This is a genomic window from Chitinophaga hostae, assembly GCF_018224885.1.
Taxonomy (GTDB): Bacteria; Bacteroidota; Bacteroidia; order Chitinophagales; family Chitinophagaceae; genus Chitinophaga; species Chitinophaga hostae.
Genome location: NZ_JAGTXB010000001.1, coordinates 25293 through 41068, shown reverse-complemented (window position 1 = coordinate 41068; position 15776 = coordinate 25293). Strand labels below are relative to the sequence as shown.

Annotated in this window: 14 protein-coding genes; 8 read left to right on the top strand and 6 right to left on the bottom strand. The window is 44.2% G+C overall.

Annotated features, from left to right (window positions below; genetic code table 11):
• Window positions 1–73: 73 nt before the first annotated feature.
• From KE626_RS00195 to pyrH, 7 genes are all read left to right on the top strand, one after another.
• Window positions 74–3130, top strand: a complete 3057-nt coding sequence (locus KE626_RS00195; RefSeq protein ID WP_211970726.1) for a SusC/RagA family TonB-linked outer membrane protein — start codon at window positions 74–76, stop codon at window positions 3128–3130.
• A gap of 8 nt (window positions 3131–3138) precedes the next feature.
• On the top strand, window positions 3139–4527 hold the full coding sequence (locus tag KE626_RS00190; protein ID WP_211970724.1) for a RagB/SusD family nutrient uptake outer membrane protein: 1389 nt from the start codon (window positions 3139–3141) through the stop codon (window positions 4525–4527).
• A 261-nt stretch (window positions 4528–4788) separates the two neighbouring features.
• Window positions 4789–5232, top strand: a complete 444-nt coding sequence (gene rplM, locus KE626_RS00185) for a 50S ribosomal protein L13 (protein WP_079471351.1) — start codon at window positions 4789–4791, stop codon at window positions 5230–5232.
• A gap of 14 nt (window positions 5233–5246) precedes the next feature.
• On the top strand, window positions 5247–5636 hold the full coding sequence (gene rpsI, locus KE626_RS00180; RefSeq protein WP_089890120.1) for a 30S ribosomal protein S9: 390 nt from the start codon (window positions 5247–5249) through the stop codon (window positions 5634–5636).
• 92 nt (window positions 5637–5728) lie between these two features.
• Entirely contained in the window at window positions 5729–6724 is a 996-nt protein-coding gene (rpsB, locus tag KE626_RS00175) for a 30S ribosomal protein S2 (protein WP_211970722.1), read from the top strand.
• Between the two features lie 151 nt (window positions 6725–6875).
• Window positions 6876–7700, top strand: coding sequence for a translation elongation factor Ts (gene tsf, locus KE626_RS00170; RefSeq protein ID WP_211970720.1), 825 nt, complete (start codon window positions 6876–6878; stop codon window positions 7698–7700).
• Between the two features lie 199 nt (window positions 7701–7899).
• On the top strand, window positions 7900–8613 hold the full coding sequence (pyrH, locus tag KE626_RS00165) for a UMP kinase (protein ID WP_211970719.1): 714 nt from the start codon (window positions 7900–7902) through the stop codon (window positions 8611–8613).
• Window positions 8614–8732: 119 nt separating this feature from the next.
• Here the strand turns inward: pyrH and KE626_RS00160 are convergent, their stop codons facing one another.
• Entirely contained in the window at window positions 8733–9851 is a 1119-nt protein-coding gene (locus tag KE626_RS00160) for a DUF3298 and DUF4163 domain-containing protein (RefSeq protein ID WP_211970718.1), read from the bottom strand.
• An 86-nt stretch (window positions 9852–9937) separates the two neighbouring features.
• Between KE626_RS00160 and pdxH the strand changes: the two genes are divergently transcribed.
• Window positions 9938–10585, top strand: a complete 648-nt coding sequence (gene pdxH / locus KE626_RS00155; RefSeq protein ID WP_211970717.1) for a pyridoxamine 5'-phosphate oxidase — start codon at window positions 9938–9940, stop codon at window positions 10583–10585.
• Window positions 10586–10829: 244 nt separating this feature from the next.
• Here pdxH and KE626_RS00150 read toward each other — a convergent pair whose 3' ends face one another.
• The 5 genes from KE626_RS00150 to metH all read right to left on the bottom strand — a co-directional run bounded on the left by KE626_RS00150 (window position 10830) and on the right by metH (window position 15761).
• Window positions 10830–10955 (bottom strand): 30S ribosomal protein THX, encoded by a 126-nt coding sequence (locus KE626_RS00150; protein ID WP_211970716.1) that lies wholly within the window; start codon window positions 10953–10955, stop codon window positions 10830–10832.
• 153 nt (window positions 10956–11108) lie between these two features.
• Window positions 11109–11378: an HU family DNA-binding protein gene (locus tag KE626_RS00145; protein WP_029465307.1), complete on the bottom strand. Its 270-nt coding sequence runs from the start codon at window positions 11376–11378 to the stop codon at window positions 11109–11111.
• A gap of 316 nt (window positions 11379–11694) precedes the next feature.
• On the bottom strand, window positions 11695–11997 hold the full coding sequence (locus KE626_RS00140; protein ID WP_211970715.1) for a DUF4286 family protein: 303 nt from the start codon (window positions 11995–11997) through the stop codon (window positions 11695–11697).
• A gap of 25 nt (window positions 11998–12022) precedes the next feature.
• Window positions 12023–12787, bottom strand: coding sequence for an exodeoxyribonuclease III (locus KE626_RS00135; RefSeq protein ID WP_211970714.1), 765 nt, complete (start codon window positions 12785–12787; stop codon window positions 12023–12025).
• 211 nt (window positions 12788–12998) lie between these two features.
• A complete protein-coding gene (gene metH / locus KE626_RS00130) occupies window positions 12999–15761 on the bottom strand; it encodes a methionine synthase (RefSeq protein WP_211970713.1) in 2763 nt (920 codons plus the stop codon).
• Window positions 15762–15776 lie beyond the last annotated feature (15 nt).

Here is a 15776-nt window from a genome sequence, read left to right as displayed (position 1 = left end):
CCCAAAAGTACCTCATCAACCAATTTGTGTCAAACTGCTGTTCAATAATAACTCAAAATCTAAACTAAGAACCATGTTGCGATTCTACTCGTTGATGGGCATGTTGCTGTTCCTATGCACTATGTCATATGCCCAGTCAAAACAAATTTCTGGTAGGGTTACAGACCAGAAAGACGGTAGCAGCCTGCCAGGCGTTACAGTGAAAGTAAAGGGTACCAATGCCGGTACAGTAACCACCCCCGATGGAACTTATAAACTGGATGTGCCTGCCGAAGGAACTTCTATTATATTTTCTTTTGTAGGTTATAGCGATCAGGAAATAGTGATCGGTAATCAGAAAACAATCAACGTAATACTCAGCACCGGAAATAAAGACCTTTCCGAAGTGGTGGTAGTAGGTTATGGTACCCAGAATAAACGGGACCTGACCGGAGCGGTAAGTAAAATTTCCGCCAAGGAAATAGAGAACCAACCAGTAGTGAGCTTCGAATCAGCTATACAGGGTAAAACTCCCGGTGTGGTGATAGAATCCGGTAGCGGTAAGGTAGGACAGGGGATCAAAGTACGTATTCGCGGTACCTCCTCTATTTCTGCGAGCAGCCAACCATTATACGTGGTAGATGGTATGCCGGTAAACTCTACCAGCAATACGGATGTTAATAACGACCCCACCAACCCTATGGCGGATATTAATCCGAACGATATTGAATCTATTGAAGTACTGAAAGACGCATCTGCTGCAGCAATTTATGGTGCGCGGGCCTCAAACGGTGTAATTCTGATCACCACTAAAAAGGGTAAGTCGGGAGAGAAAACCAGACTGGAGCTGAATGCCAATGCTGGTTGGGGAAAGCCAACACAGAAAAGAGGTTTCCTTAATGCCAAGGAATATGTCACATTACTTGAAGAAAGGGCTGTGAATGATGGGAAAACTGCATTTGCAACTAAGGATCCAAGATTCCCTTTTCCCACGGAGGCGGCATCTATTGCCTATTTTAAGAAGCGCGTAGAAGACGAATTCACCTCACTGACACTCGGAAAAGATTTTAACAATTTAGGATACAGTACTAATTGGGAAGATGCTTCTTTCAGAAATACTGCCCATTCCCAGCAGTTGGATTTATCTGCTACGGGTGGAACTGACAAAACTAAATTCTATGTTTCCGGATTTTATAACAATCAGGAAGCGGTCGTTATCAATAACAAGTTTGTACGTTATGGTGGTCGACTGAATCTGGAACATGCAGCAACCGATAAGGTGTCATTTGGTATGAATGTAAACGTAAGCCGCTCACAGCTGGATCGCATAAGCAATGACAATACCTTTTCAACACCGAGTCAGTTGGTAGCACAATCCCCATTGTCACCATTGTACGATTCAACCGGTGCTATTAATAATAATACACTTTATCCGAACGGATTATTTGATGCGCAGTTTAATTCCAATAGGCAAGTAACTTTCCGCACGCTAGGTAATGTGTTTTTGAACTATAAAATATTACCTACATTATCATTCCGTTCAGAATTGGGTGCAGATATTTCCAGTCTTACCGAAGATCAATTTATAGGTGTACAATCATCTGACGCCTTTGGTAAGGGCGGTGGATTATCCAATTATACACAGGATGTGGCATTGAATACAAATAACTATTTTACATTTACACCAAACCTCGGTGCAGATCATTTATTTAGTGCTACAGCTGGTATGAGTTATCTGCAGGACGATTTCTCCACCACACAGGTTTCAGGTGAATTGTTTCCTTCCGATATCATCAAAAAGCTGGTAGCAGCGGCTTCTATTACCTTCGGTAATTCTACTGCACAGCGTTATACATTCCTTTCTTATTTCGGCAGAGCTAACTACGCGTATAAGGGCAAATACTTGGCCTCCGTAAGTTTGCGTGGGGATGGTTCATCCCGCTTTGGACCTAATAAGCGATATGGTGCGTTCCCGGCAGGATCATTGGGTTGGGTTGCTTCTGAAGAAGGCTTCCTGAAAGATAATAAAACCCTGAATTTCCTGAAGTTTCGCGTGAGCTATGGTACTACCGGTAACGCCGAAATTGGCGAGAACAGGTACCTTACTCTGTTGGAGCCAACTGCTTACCCCTTGTTACCGGGCTATCGCCCAAGACAAATGGGAAACCCGGATTTGAAATGGGAGAAAACAAAGCAATTTGATGTTGGGCTCGAGTTTGGGTTATTTAACAATCGACTGAGCGGAGAGGTGGACTACTATAATAAACAAACTTCCGACCTCCTGCTCCAGGCTAATCTTCCTTACACAACCGGTTACGATTTCCAATACCTGAACATTGGTAATATGGAAAATAAAGGTGTGGAAATCATGTTGAACAGTGTTAACATAGATACTCGCCATTTCAAATGGAATACTTCACTTAACCTTGCTTATAATAAGAACAGGGTGAAGGATATCAAAGGGCAGATTATTGAATCTACTAGTGGTGAACAAAGAGCAGTAGAAGGTCAGCCAATCGGCGTTTTTTATATGGCTAAATTTGCAGGGGTAGATCCACAAACCGGTAATGCTTTATATATCGATGGCAGCGGTAAACCTAATGCAGACTTTTCCCAGGCAGAAAGAATGGTAGTGGGTAAATCTACGCCAGATTGGACAGGTGGTTTTACAAACACATTCTCCGGATATGGATTTGATCTGAGCGTGTTCTTTTCCTTTGTTCAAGGTAACGATATCTATAATCGCGCAGCTATTTATCAGGATAATGGATTTGCTTCCGGTTATGATAATCAGTTAAGGGATGTATTGAACAGATGGCAGAAACCAGGGGATATTACCAATGTTCCGCGTTTGTCCCGTTATTACTCTGATGGAGCTTCAGATAACTCCAGCCGTTGGCTCTTTGATGGCTCTTATATTCGCTTGAAATCCCTTACATTGGGTTATTCATTACCAAAGAGCGTAATCAATACGCTGAAGATCTCTGGACTGCGTGTGTATGTAGCGGGCTACAACTTATGGACTAAAACTAAGTATAATGGAGATCCTGAAATTAATTCAGACGTGATGGGGAATATTGCAGGTGGTATAGACTATTATACAGTACCTCAGGCAAAGCAAATTACATTGGGACTGAATGTTAAATTTTAACCTTAAACATGCAAATGATGAAATCATATAAAAGATATATAACCCTTTGCCTGCTGGCGGTTTCCGCTGTAGGGTTGCCTGCCTGTAATAAAAAGTTGGAGGTTGCACCAGGATCCTATATTGTACCGGATCAGGTAAAAACTGAAAGCGATGTTCGGGCTGAATTATTAGGCGCCTACAGTAATTTACAGCACTATGATGCCTACGGTGAGCGTGCTATACTGATTCCTGAGTTATTATCTGATGAAGGAGAGCTCTCCTTCGAAGGAACATTTTTAACATATAGACAATATCAGGATAAGGCACAGCTAAAAACGAGCGCTATTGCGGAAGGTATTTGGCAAAGAGGGTTCAAGACCATTAATAACGTAAATATTGTGTTGAGTAATCTCAACCTCGTATCTAAAGACAATAAAACCGCAATAGAGGCAGAAGCGAAATTTGTCAGAGGACTGATGTATTTCAATCTTTGTAACCTTTTTGGGAAACCTTATTCCGCTGGTGCTGTAACAACTAATCTGGCAATACCACTTATTCTGGATCCTATTATTGCCCAGGAAGATCTGCAAAAAGGATATCAGCCAAGAGCCACAGTAGATGCTGTTCATAAGCAGATTGTAGCAGATTTAGTATTTGCCACAACGAATCTTGGTGAAACAAACGAAAAGGGAAGAGCGAATAAATATGCGGCATATGCAATTCTTTCCAGGGTGTATATGGCTGAAGGGCTTTATGATAAAGCTGCAATTGCCGCAAACGAAGTTATTAAAAGTGATGCCTTTGCTTTAACCTCAACATTTGACAAGGCTTTTAATAACGGATTGAATTCTTCAGAAGATATTTTCGCTATTCAGCAAACAAATCAAAGTAATGCCGGCACCGTAAATAATGGGTTGCAAACATTTTATGCGGGATATGATTTTGGAAGTAGAGGGGATATCATTATTGATCTGGATAAAATACCTGCATACGAGCCGGATGATGTTCGCGGAAGTTTCTTCTATGAGAATTACGGGCTGGCTGTTGATGATGGTTTCTATACAGGTAAATGGAAAGAGCAATATAAGGTCATTCCCGTGGTGCGTCTGGCGGAGATGTACCTGACCCGTGCAGAGTCTAATTTGCGGGCAGGCACTACTGTAGGGGCAGAGCCATTGGATGATATAAACCTCGTAAGAGAAAGGTCACATGCAACCGCGCTCGCAGCTGTTACTGCAGATATCGCGGTAGCGGAGCGCATACGGGAACTGGCATTCGAAGGTGACAAACTGTGGACGTATAAACGGTTGAAAAAAAGTGTAGGTGCATTTACCTATACTGACAACAAGCTGGTACTTCCAATTCCACAACGCGAAACTGACGTCAATACCAAGCTCACCCAGAATCCCGGATACTAATTATTCTTAATATAATAAGTCTTTACAGGGCTTCCCATCACCGGGAAGCCCTCTTTTATTAAATAAATATTCATAATATTAACAGCCTTTCATTTGTTGTTAATAACTTTTATTCAAATTTTTTATTGAAAATCAATTGATTGTAAAGGTATCTTATAAAAAAGTGCCCAAAATGTATGGTTATTAAGATTCGGCAATGTACCTTTGCACTCCTCATAATGAGGAATTGTTTACAAGACGTAATTTTTATCGTATACAACAATGAATACATTAAGTTTCAGAACTAAATCGGCTAACGACGCTTACGTAAAGCGTGACTGGCATATAGTAGATGCTACCAACCTGACACTCGGAAGAGTTGCTGCGAAAATGGCTGCTATCTTAAGAGGTAAAAACAAACCTTACTATACGCCTCATACTGATTGTGGTGATTATATCATCGTAATCAATGCAGAAAAGATTGCTTTAACCGGCAACAAAATGCAGGAAAAAGAATATATGCACTACACTGGTTTCCCCGGTGGTCAGAGAATCGAGTTGGCTAAGGACCTGATCCGTCGCCGTCCTGAGGTGTTGATCGAAAAGGCTGTTAAAGGTATGTTGCCTAAAAACCGCCTGGGCCGTGCGATGTACAAAAAATTATTTGTATATGCTGGTGCTGAACATCCTCATGCTGCGCAGAAACCACAACCTTTAACTTTCTAATTTTTCTCTGATACATGGAAAAGCAAAAAAATACAATAGGTCGTCGTAAGGAAGCTGTTGCCCGTGTTTACATCAACAAGGGTACCGGTAACATTACTGTTAACGACAAAGATTATAAAAACTACTTTTCTTTGATCTACCTGCAGAACCAGGTGGAGCTGCCTTTCAAAACTATCGATGCGCTCGATAAATTTGATGTGAAAGTAAACGCACAGGGCGGTGGTATCAAAGGTCAGGCAGAAGCAATTAAGCTCGGTATTGCCCGCGCACTTTGCGAAGTGAACATTGAGTTCCGTCCCGCACTGAAAGCCGCTGGTCTGCTGAAACGTGATCCACGTGGAGTTGAACGTAAGAAACCAGGTAAAGCGAAAGCAAGAAGAAGCTTCCAGTTCTCTAAACGCTAATATTTTTGAGCTATTGGCTATTAGCTACTGGCTAATTCGCCGGATGCTAAAAGCTAAACATTATTTGATCCTTTTAATTGAGTAATATAAACATGGAAAATAATACCTCATTGCAGCAGCAGTTACTGGAGGCAGGTGTTCACTTCGGTCACCTGAAGAAAAAGTGGAATCCCAAGATGCTGCCTTATATTTTCGCAGAAAAGAAAGGTATTCATATCATTGATCTGAACAAAACCGTAGAAGGATTACAGGAAGCAGCAGCTGCCCTGAAATCTATCGCTAAAAGCGGTAAAAAGATCATGTTCGTTGCTACTAAAAAGCAAGCGAAAGAAATCGTAGCAGATGCTGCGCGTAACATCAACATGCCTTTCGTTACTGAAAGATGGTTAGGTGGTATGCTCACCAACTTCTCTACTATCCGTAAGAGTGTGAAGAAAATGCAGAGCATTGAAAAAATGCTGCAGGATGGAACATTCGACAACATCACAAAGAAAGAACGTCTTACTTTAAGCCGCGATAAAGAGAAAATGGAGAAAGTGCTGGGTGGTATTGCCCAACTGGCACGTGTACCAGCTGCATTGTTTATGGTTGATATCAGCCACGAACACATTGCACTGGCAGAAGCTAAACGTCTCGGTATCTCTACTTTCGGTATGGTTGATACCAACTCCGATCCTACTAAAGTAGATTTCGCTATCCCGGCAAACGATGACGCTACCAAATCTATCGCTATCGTTACCAGCTACATTTGCGCAGCGATCGCTGAAGGTCTGTCTGAAAGAGCTACAGAGAAATCTGAAGAAGTTGAGGAAGAAGAAGAAGCAGACGATAAGGCACGCAAATTCGAAGTAGAAGGCGGTGAAGATCGTGAAAGAGGTCGCAAACCAGGTGCTCCCGGTGGACGCGGTCAAGGCGGTCCTGGTGGTGCTAACCGTGGCGGCGGCGGTCGTGGTCCTGGTGGCCAGGGCGGCGGTGCTAACCGTGGCGGTGGTGCAGGTGGTAACCGTGGCGGCGGTGCAGCAGGCGGACAACGTCGTCCATCTGGCGCTGGCGGCGGTGGCCCTAGAAAACCAGGCGGCGGAAGATAAATTTTATTTTAAGCTTTAGCTATTAGCCTTTAGATTTTAGTAAATGCAACAGCAATAACATTATTGTTATTCACCGCACTTACTAGAAGCTAAAGGCTAATAGCTAAAAGCTGGTCATAAATTTTTACAACAATAAAACTAATTATAGCTCATGGCAACAATTACAGCAGCTGATGTAAATAAACTGCGTCAGCAAACTGGTGCTGGTATGATGGATTGCAGAAAGGCACTGGTAGAAAGTGATGGCGATTTTGAACAAGCAGTAGACTACCTGCGTAAGAAAGGTCAGAAAGTGGCCGCTTTACGCTCCGATCGTGAAACAAAAGAAGGCGTTATTATCGCTAAAACAGCAGCTGATGGTAAATCCGGCGTTATCGTAGGTCTGGGTTGTGAAACTGACTTCGTTGCTAAAAACGAAGACTTCGTAAAATTTGCACAGGCTATCGTTGATCTGGCACTCTCCAGCGGTATCAAAACTGTTGAAGATCTGAACGCAGCTCCACTCGATGGCGCTACTGTAGCAGATAAAGTAAACGACCAGGTAGCAAAAATCGGTGAAAAAATCACCCTCAATAAATTCGAATTCGTTGAAGCTGGCGCGGTAACCTCTTACATCCACGGTAACTACCGTATGGGTGTACTGGTTGCTTTCTCTAAACCTGTTTCTGAAGAAGTAGGTAAAGACGTAGCTATGCAGATCGCTGCTATGAACCCAATCGCTGTTGATGCTGATGGCGTTCCTGCTGAAGTGATTGCACGCGAAAAAGATATCGCAGTTGAACAGGTGAAAGCGGAAGGCAAACCTGCTGAAATGGCGGAAAAAATCGCTGCCGGTAAAGTAAATAAATTCTTCAAAGAAAGCACCCTGCTGCAACAGGCTTTCGTTAAGGACAACAATAAGTCCGTAGCGGATTACCTGAAATCAGTAGATGCTGACCTGAAAGTGACTGGCTTTAAGCGAATCGCTTTAGGTTAATACCACCATATTGAAAAAAAGGAGAGAATTCGTTTCTCTCCTTTTTTTTGTGCATAACTAATCATACACTTTTTTTCATAGGACCCAGGCAATAAAAAGGCATTTTTTCCTTCCATTCCTCCTTTCTGCATTTAAGTTGTATATTAGAATACCGTAACCAAGTTTAGGAAATCACAATCTTACAATATTTTATAGCGTCATGTTGCCAAAGTATAAGCGTATTTTGCTCAAATTGAGCGGAGAGGCCCTCATGGGGGATGCAAATTATGGTATTGATCCGAAGGTGATAACACAATATGCCTACGATATCAAGGCAGTTACCGACCTCGGAGTACAGGTAGCCGTTGTAATTGGCGGAGGTAATATCTACCGCGGTATGAACGAAGCCGAAACCGGAATTGAAAGAGCACAGGGAGATTACATGGGCATGCTCGCAACAGTGATCAATGGCATGGCCCTGCAAAGCGGATTGGAAAAAGTTGGACTCTACACCCGCCTGCAGTCTGCCATCAAAATGGAACAGATCGCAGAACCTTATATCCGCCGCCGTGCTATCCGCCACGTGGAAAAAGGCCGTGTAGTAATATTTGGTGGTGGTACCGGTAACCCATATTTTACTACCGATACAGCCGCTTCCCTTCGCGCTATAGAAATTCAGGCCGATGTTATCCTCAAAGGAACCCGTGTAGATGGTATCTATACAGCCGATCCTGAAAAAGATAAAACAGCCACCCGCTTCGAAACCATTACTTTCTCTGAAGTATACCAAAAATCCCTCAACGTGATGGATATGACAGCATTTACCCTTTGCCAGGAAAATAAGCTGCCTATTATCGTGTTTGATATGAATCGCCAGGGTAACCTCCTGAACGTGATCATGGGTAAAAATGTAGGTACTTTGGTAAAAGGATAAAGCAGAAAGGATAAAGCTGAAAGCAAAAAGCTATTGAGGCGAATGATTAAAGTGGATATTCATCCTTTGCTTTAATCATTCGCCTCAATAGCTTTTTGCTTTCAGCTTTATCCTTTCTGCTATTTAAGCAATCCTTTCAACGCCACAATCGGTATAAACAATGTTACCTGCCCCAACGCATAAGGTCCTATTTCATAAGGCACATAGCTGAAAGCCACTCCCTTGTCGGTTACAATCATATTATTATTCGGTGGAATTGTTTTTACCAGCAGGTTCTGATCCAGCGCTTCTTCCTCACTCATGTGATACTTGTCCTTGAAGGCCTTATCCAGCAAGGTACTCAGCGCTTCTTTATAACCGGGTTTGAAAACATCGTCTGGTGTCAGTACCCTCTTTTTTGAAAGATCCAGTGTTTTATAAGTAGCGCCCCAGTTGCCATGCGCTCCCCCCGTAAAATCATAAGCATAACGCTCTATCACCAGCAAGGGCCAGGTGTTATATACCACCTTCATATCATTATCCGTGGTCCAGTTCCAGGACATTGCTGCTGAAGCATCACTGAATTCACTGCTGTCGGCATCTTTGGCCGACACCCGGTAACTCAGGATAAAAGAGTCGATACCTCTTTTCAAATAGCGTTGCGGATCCGTAAAATGTGAGCTGCCGGTCACCTGCTGAATAATAAACTGTGCAATCGTTGAATCTACTAGTGAATCCGGCCAGATCACACTGCTGGAAACGGTACCAACAGGAGATTTTGGAAAAGACGGAATCAGCTTGGCGGAATCAATCTGGAAGAAGACTTTTAACGGTACCGCCTTGTTCAGGTCAGTATGAAACTCAAAATGATAGGAGGTGCCGTTGCCGTGCCATACACCTTTGAATTTTCCATCGTCGGAAAGATAACCACTAAACAGCCTGTCTTCCGCATTGTTACCGGTTTCTTCATTGAGGTTTACCAGGTTGGAATCCAGCGTTCCCCACAGCGCGATAGGCTGACCGATACTATCATAACAATAATAGCCACGAAACAGGTTGGGTGCGGTTTTCAGCAGCTGCATGGTAATATCCTTATCTGCCAGTTTGCCCTTGAGTTGTGTATAATACAGCGGGGTAGATACCAGGGGTACAATAAGGCCGGCGGTGCCGCCGGCAGTACTATTGTCGCTTTTATTGCCTGTATGACACGACAGTAACGCTACAGTCATCAACAATACCAATAATGAAACTCTTTTCATAGTATGATTTATATCAGGTACATCAAAATTACTATTATCCTTCCATACCTTTGATGACCCGTTTGAACCAATAAAATTAACAGACCATGTTGAACCAGAAAATAGCGGATTTAAGAAAAGATTATAAACTGGCTTCCCTGGATGAAAGTGAGATAGCCCCTTATCCATTGGCCCAGTTTGACAAATGGTGGCAGGACGCCATCCATAGTGAAATAGATGAAGCCAATGCCATGACACTGGCTACCAGCACGCCAGACGGGCATCCTTCCGCAAGGATTGTACTCCTTAAAAGTTTTGATGAAGAAGGCTTTTTGTTTTTTACCAACTACGAAAGCCGCAAGGGACAAGAGCTGGCACAAAACCCACATGTTACATTGTTGTTCTTCTGGCGGGAGCTGGAGCGGCAGGTTCGTATAGAGGGCACCGTTAGCAAAGCGCCGGCAGGTATCAGCAATGAATATTATAACAGTCGTCCGTTAGGCAGCAGAATCGGCGCCATCGCTTCACCTCAAAGCAAGGTTATTCCGGGTCGATCTTTCCTGGAAGAACAGGTAGACCAGTTGACAGCAAAATATCAGCATACAGCGCCTCAAAGACCTGATTACTGGGGAGGTTATTTAGTGAAGCCTCAGGTGATTGAATTCTGGCAGGGGAGAAGCAGCCGCTTACATGACCGGATTTTGTATTCCCTTACCCCCGCCGGAAGCTGGAAAATAGAGCGGTTGGCGCCGTAAAGCTGTTAGCTATTAGCAGTTAGCTTTTAGCAGAATGCAGCGGAGTAGGCGTTTTGATAGTGTCCGCCAGCATTAAGCCGTGCATAAAAACGATGAAATATGTTATGCCTTAGCCGGTTGTATGGGTTTCTGAAAATAATTATTGAAATAGCCTTTAGCAAAAATGCTGCGAAAACGATCCTTTAATATCGTCTTCGCAGCATTTTTGCTAAAGGCTAATAGCTGGCAGCTAATAGCTGAAGTATTATCCTTTTGGTGCAGTAGCAGCAGCCTTTGCAGCAGTATTTTTTCTTGTTTTAGCAGATCTTACTTTACCGAAAGATTTGCTGAAGATCTTACCTTTTTTGGTTTTAATATCTCCTCTACCCATAACGAATAATTTGAAGTTTGTTGTTTGTTAAATATGATGTTATCAGGCTGCAAATTAACGTAATTCGATGAAATAGTGTAGTGCCGGCCGTTTGATATAAAAAAAAAGCAAGAAACATAATTGTTCCTTGCTTGAATAAGTTGTGGTAACTGATTAGAGCTTGTCGGATAAAGCTTTACCAGCCTTGAACTTAGCAACTTTCTTAGCTTTGATCTTGATGATCTGACCGGTTTGTGGGTTTCTACCGTTACGTGCTGCACGTTTAGAAACGGAGAAAGTACCGAAACCAACCAAAGTTACTTTGCCACCTTTTTTCAGGGTATCAGCAACTGCTTTGGTGAAAGAATCCAGAGCTTCGTTAGCTTGGGTTTTGGTAATAGCTGCATCTTTAGCAAGCTTGTCGATTAATTCGGCTTTGTTCATAGTTAGTAAGATTTAACTAGTGAAAAAATGTTTGATGTGAGCAAATATAGCGCGTTTTATCAGATTACCAAATTTTTTACAAGATTTTTATAGAAAATTTTATCGGCTGAAAAACGCTACTGGTAACGGTTACAGCTGATTGTCTTTATCCATGCTAAAGTGGCGAACTTTAGCAGGATCTTGTAAAACCCTGCACCGTGGCATGTTTGCCTGTTTTTTTACTAATAACGCGGCTTTAAACCAAGTATTGTACCAAAGTCCGGATAGCCCGAAAATAGTGGATTTCCTGTGGATAAGTTTAGTAAAGATCCCTTACTTAAATCACCTCCATAACGGTATTAAAGGCAATAAACCGATCCCCGAAAAGCGCATGCCCGCTTTGCCGGAGGCCCTGTTGGTGCCTTTCTGAGAACGTATTATACTGCTCCAGGCTATCGGCAAAATACTGTACCACATAGGTGGGCCCGTCTTCGTCGTCCTGCTCCAGTAACCGGCTCATACGGTAGTCACTAAACAATCCCGTAGCCATTACGGCCGGAATATACGATTCCCTCATCCACTGAAGCCACTGAAAGTGTACGTCTGTGGCCACTTTCGTGGTTACATTGTATATGATCATATGGAAATAGACTTATTCATAAATGCTATTCTGCCAGTTCCACAAATACCGGGCAGTGGTCAGAATGCTTTACCTGCTGGTAAATGGTTGCATGTTTAAGCCGGGCTTTCAGCGGTTCCGTTACGTTGATATAATCGATACGCCAGCCCTTGTTATTGTTCCTGGCATTGGCCCGGAAGCTCCACCAGCTGTACTGATGCGGGTCTGTATTAAAATGACGGAAACTGTCTACAAAGCCGCTTTCAAAGAAACGGTCCATCCAGGCCCGTTCTTCGGGCAAAAAGCCGGTCGAGTTTTTATTGCTTACCGGATCATGGATGTCAATTGCCTTGTGACAAATATTGTAATCGCCGCATACTACCAGCTTTGGGCGGGTTTTCCGCAACTCCGCCAGGTACATGAAAAACTCCTCCAGCCACTGGTATTTATAGGTTTGCCTGATATCCCCGCTGGTTCCGGAGGGGAAGTAGGTATTGATCAGCGTAATATCGCCGAAATCCAGGCGTATAAAACGCCCCTCTGTGTCGCTTTGCTCATGCCCGCTGCCATACTGAACAAAGTCTGGCTTAACACGCGTCAGTACAGCTACTCCACTATATCCTTTCTTTTGGGCAGGATACCAGTAATGCTCATAACCGAGCTTCTCAAATTGCTGAAAATCGACGTTCTCCTGGTGGGCTTTGATTTCCTGGAGACAAATAACATCTGCGGGATCTGATTGTAACCATTCAGTGAATCCTTTGGTCATAGCAGAACGCAAACCATTCACATTGTAAGAGATAATGCGCATAAACAGCTTTTAACTTTAAGCTATTGGCCTAAGGTGAATGCAGCGGAGAAGGGTGTTTACACGCCCTTCTCCGCTACCGTGGTATGGCCAATAGCCATTAATCTTATTTATTTCGTATTGTTAACCGGATATTACTTTCGTTTGGACTCAAATCCAGCAATCCTTTATCTCCGCTGCATTTACTAAAAGCTAAAAGCTAACCGCTAACAGCTTAAATATCGTACTCCAGGTTGGGGCGAAGCCACTGTTCTGCTTCTTCTACTGTCCAGCCTTTGCGGGCGGCGTAATCTGTTACCTGGTCTTTTTCTATTTTGCCCAGGCCAAAATATTTGCCCTCAGGGTTAGCAAAATACCAGCCACTAACGCTGGAAGCAGGGTACATCGCCAGCGATTCCGTCAGCGTAATACCTGTGTTTTCCGTTGCATTCAGCAGGTCAAACAGTTTGTATTTTTCAGTATGGTCAGGGCAGGCAGGGTAACCCGGCGCCGGACGTATACCTGCATATTCTTCTTTAATGAGTTCTTCATTGGTCAGATGCTCTTCGCTGGCATATCCCCAGAACTCTTTGCGCACGCGTTCGTGCATCAGTTCTGCAAACGCTTCCGCGAGCCTGTCAGCTAAAGCCTTCAGCATGATGCTGTTATAATCATCATGTTCTTCTTTGAATTTGTCCAGCCACTTTTCAATACCAATACCGGTGGTTACTGCAAAGCCGCCAATGTAGTCGGTTTTGCCGGTTTCAGCGGGGGCTATGAAGTCGGCCAGGGAGAAGTTGGCCTGTCCGGGCGCCTTCTTTACCTGTTGACGGAGGAATTCCAGCTGCACCGGCGCAATGGAAGCCTGTTCAGGCGTAACCTTCACAGAATCTGCAGCCACGCGGCTGGCAGGGTAGAGGCCTATCACTGCGTTGGCGCCCAGCCATTTCTCCTTAATAATTTTGTTCAGCAGGTCTTTGGCATCATTGAAGAGCCGGGTGGCTTCCACACCTACCACTTCGTCGGTGAGGATCTGGGGGAATTTACCGTGAAGCTCCCAGGCAATGAAGAAGGGCTGCCAGTCAATATATTGGGCGATTTCTCCCAGGTCGTAGTTTTCAAATTTTATCACCCCTGTCTGTTTAGGTTTTACCGGTGTAAAGGTATCCCAGTTGATAAGGGTTTTGTTTTCCTGCGCTTCGGCTATCGGGAGGAACTGTTTGGTTTGTTTTTTATTTTTAAATGCTTCATTCAGTTTATAGTATTCAGCCTGTATACCAGCCAGGAAGTCGGGCTTCAGGGCTTTGTTAAGCAGGCTGCCGGTAACGGTAACGCTACGGGACGCATCCAGTACATGTACTACGCCATGACCATATTCCTGGGCTATCTTTACCGCGGTATGGGTACGGCTGGTAGTAGCGCCGCCAATGATCAGCGGAATGTCGAAGTCCTGTCTTTTCAATTCACGGGCCACATGTACCATTTCATCCAGGCTGGGGGTAATCAGGCCACTCAGCCCTATGATGTCGACCTTCTCCTGGCGGGCAGTCTGCAGGATCTTTTCCGCCGGTACCATTACACCCAGGTCAATAATTTCATAGCCATTGCAGGCCAGTACTACACCTACAATGTTTTTACCAATATCGTGTACGTCGCCCTTTACAGTGGCCAGCAGTATTTTACCGGCGGCTTTGATGTCTCCGCCAAATTCTGCCTGCATACGCAGTTTCTCTTCTTCAATATATGGAGTAAGGATGGCCACAGACTTTTTCATTACACGGGCGCTCTTTACTACCTGGGGCAAAAACATTTTACCACTGCCGAACAGGTCTCCCACGATATTCATACCGGCCATCAGCGGACCTTCGATTACGTCCAGCGGGCGGGGATATTGCTGACGCGCTTCTTCTGTATCTGCATCAATAAATTCGGTGATACCGTTTACGAGGGCATGACTTAACCGCTCTTCCACTGTTCCCAGCCTCCAGGTTTCGTCTTTCTCCACCACCTTTCCTTTGGCCTTTACGGTTTCTGCAAACTGTATCAGCCTTTCGGTAGCATCTTCCCTTCTGTTTAGTATGGCATCCTCACATAGTTCGCGGAGCTGTGGTTCTATGTCGTCATAGATCTGCAACATGCCGGCATTCACAATACCCATATCCATGCCTGCTTTGATGGCGTGGAACAGGAATACGGAGTGCATGGCCTCCCGCACAGTTTCGTTGCCCCTGAACGAGAACGATACGTTACTCACCCCGCCACTTATTTTAGCCAATGGCATCAGGGCTTTAATACGGCGGGTAGCGTTGATGAATTCTACTGCGTAATTGTTATGCTCCTCAATACCGGTAGCAATGGCAAATATGTTAGGGTCGAAGATGATGTCCTGGGGATCGTAACCCACTACTTCTGTCAGTATTTTATAGGCACGGTGGCTGAAGCTGACTCTTTTTTCTTCGGTATCTGCCTGTCCGTATTCATCAAAAGCCATTACCACTACCGCTGCGCCATAGCTTTTGCAGATATGTGCATGCTCAATGAATTTGGCTTCTCCTTCTTTTAAGCTGATAGAGTTAACAATACATTTACCCTGTACGCATTTCAGACCGGATTCGATCACGGAGAACTTACTGGAGTCGATCATCACCGGGATACGGGAAATATCCGGTTCTGCTGCCAGCAGGTTCAGAAAGGTCGACATGGCCGCTTCTCCGTCCAGCAGGGCATCGTCCATGTTTACATCCAGGATCTGTGCGCCGCTTTCCACCTGTTGGCGGGCAACGGACAGGGCTTCTTCATAAAGACCTTCCCTGATCAGGCGTGCAAATTTCTTGGACCCGGTAACGTTGGTTCGTTCCCCTACGTTAATAAAATTGGTCTCAGGTCTTACCACCAGTGGCTCCAGGCCGCTCAAACGCATAAAGGGTTTAATCACCCTGCGCTCTTCGTTGGTAACCGGTTCACTGATAATAGCTGTATTTATAATTGTGTCGCTCATTGTTGCTGTTGGTGT

Bases quoted from the DNA above. Each gene is read 5' to 3' on its own strand.
- KE626_RS00160 (WP_211970718.1), bottom strand. From the start codon at position 9,851: ATGAAAAGAGTTTCATTATTGGTATTGTTGATGACTGTAGCGTTACTG.
- tsf (WP_211970720.1), top strand. From the start codon at position 6,876: ATGGCAACAATTACAGCAGCTGATGTAAATAAACTGCGTCAGCAAACT.
- KE626_RS00140 (WP_211970715.1), bottom strand. From the start codon at position 11,997: ATGATCATATACAATGTAACCACGAAAGTGGCCACAGACGTACACTTT.
- KE626_RS00145 (WP_029465307.1), bottom strand. From the start codon at position 11,378: ATGAACAAAGCCGAATTAATCGACAAGCTTGCTAAAGATGCAGCTATT.
- KE626_RS00190 (WP_211970724.1), top strand. From the start codon at position 3,139: ATGCAAATGATGAAATCATATAAAAGATATATAACCCTTTGCCTGCTG.
- rpsB (WP_211970722.1), top strand. From the start codon at position 5,729: ATGGAAAATAATACCTCATTGCAGCAGCAGTTACTGGAGGCAGGTGTT.
- pyrH (WP_211970719.1), top strand. From the start codon at position 7,900: ATGTTGCCAAAGTATAAGCGTATTTTGCTCAAATTGAGCGGAGAGGCC.
- rplM (WP_079471351.1), top strand. From the start codon at position 4,789: ATGAATACATTAAGTTTCAGAACTAAATCGGCTAACGACGCTTACGTA.
- KE626_RS00150 (WP_211970716.1), bottom strand. From the start codon at position 10,955: ATGGGTAGAGGAGATATTAAAACCAAAAAAGGTAAGATCTTCAGCAAA.
- KE626_RS00195 (WP_211970726.1), top strand. From the start codon at position 74: ATGTTGCGATTCTACTCGTTGATGGGCATGTTGCTGTTCCTATGCACT.
- metH (WP_211970713.1), bottom strand. From the start codon at position 15,761: ATGAGCGACACAATTATAAATACAGCTATTATCAGTGAACCGGTTACC.
- rpsI (WP_089890120.1), top strand. From the start codon at position 5,247: ATGGAAAAGCAAAAAAATACAATAGGTCGTCGTAAGGAAGCTGTTGCC.
- pdxH (WP_211970717.1), top strand. From the start codon at position 9,938: ATGTTGAACCAGAAAATAGCGGATTTAAGAAAAGATTATAAACTGGCT.
- KE626_RS00135 (WP_211970714.1), bottom strand. From the start codon at position 12,787: ATGCGCATTATCTCTTACAATGTGAATGGTTTGCGTTCTGCTATGACC.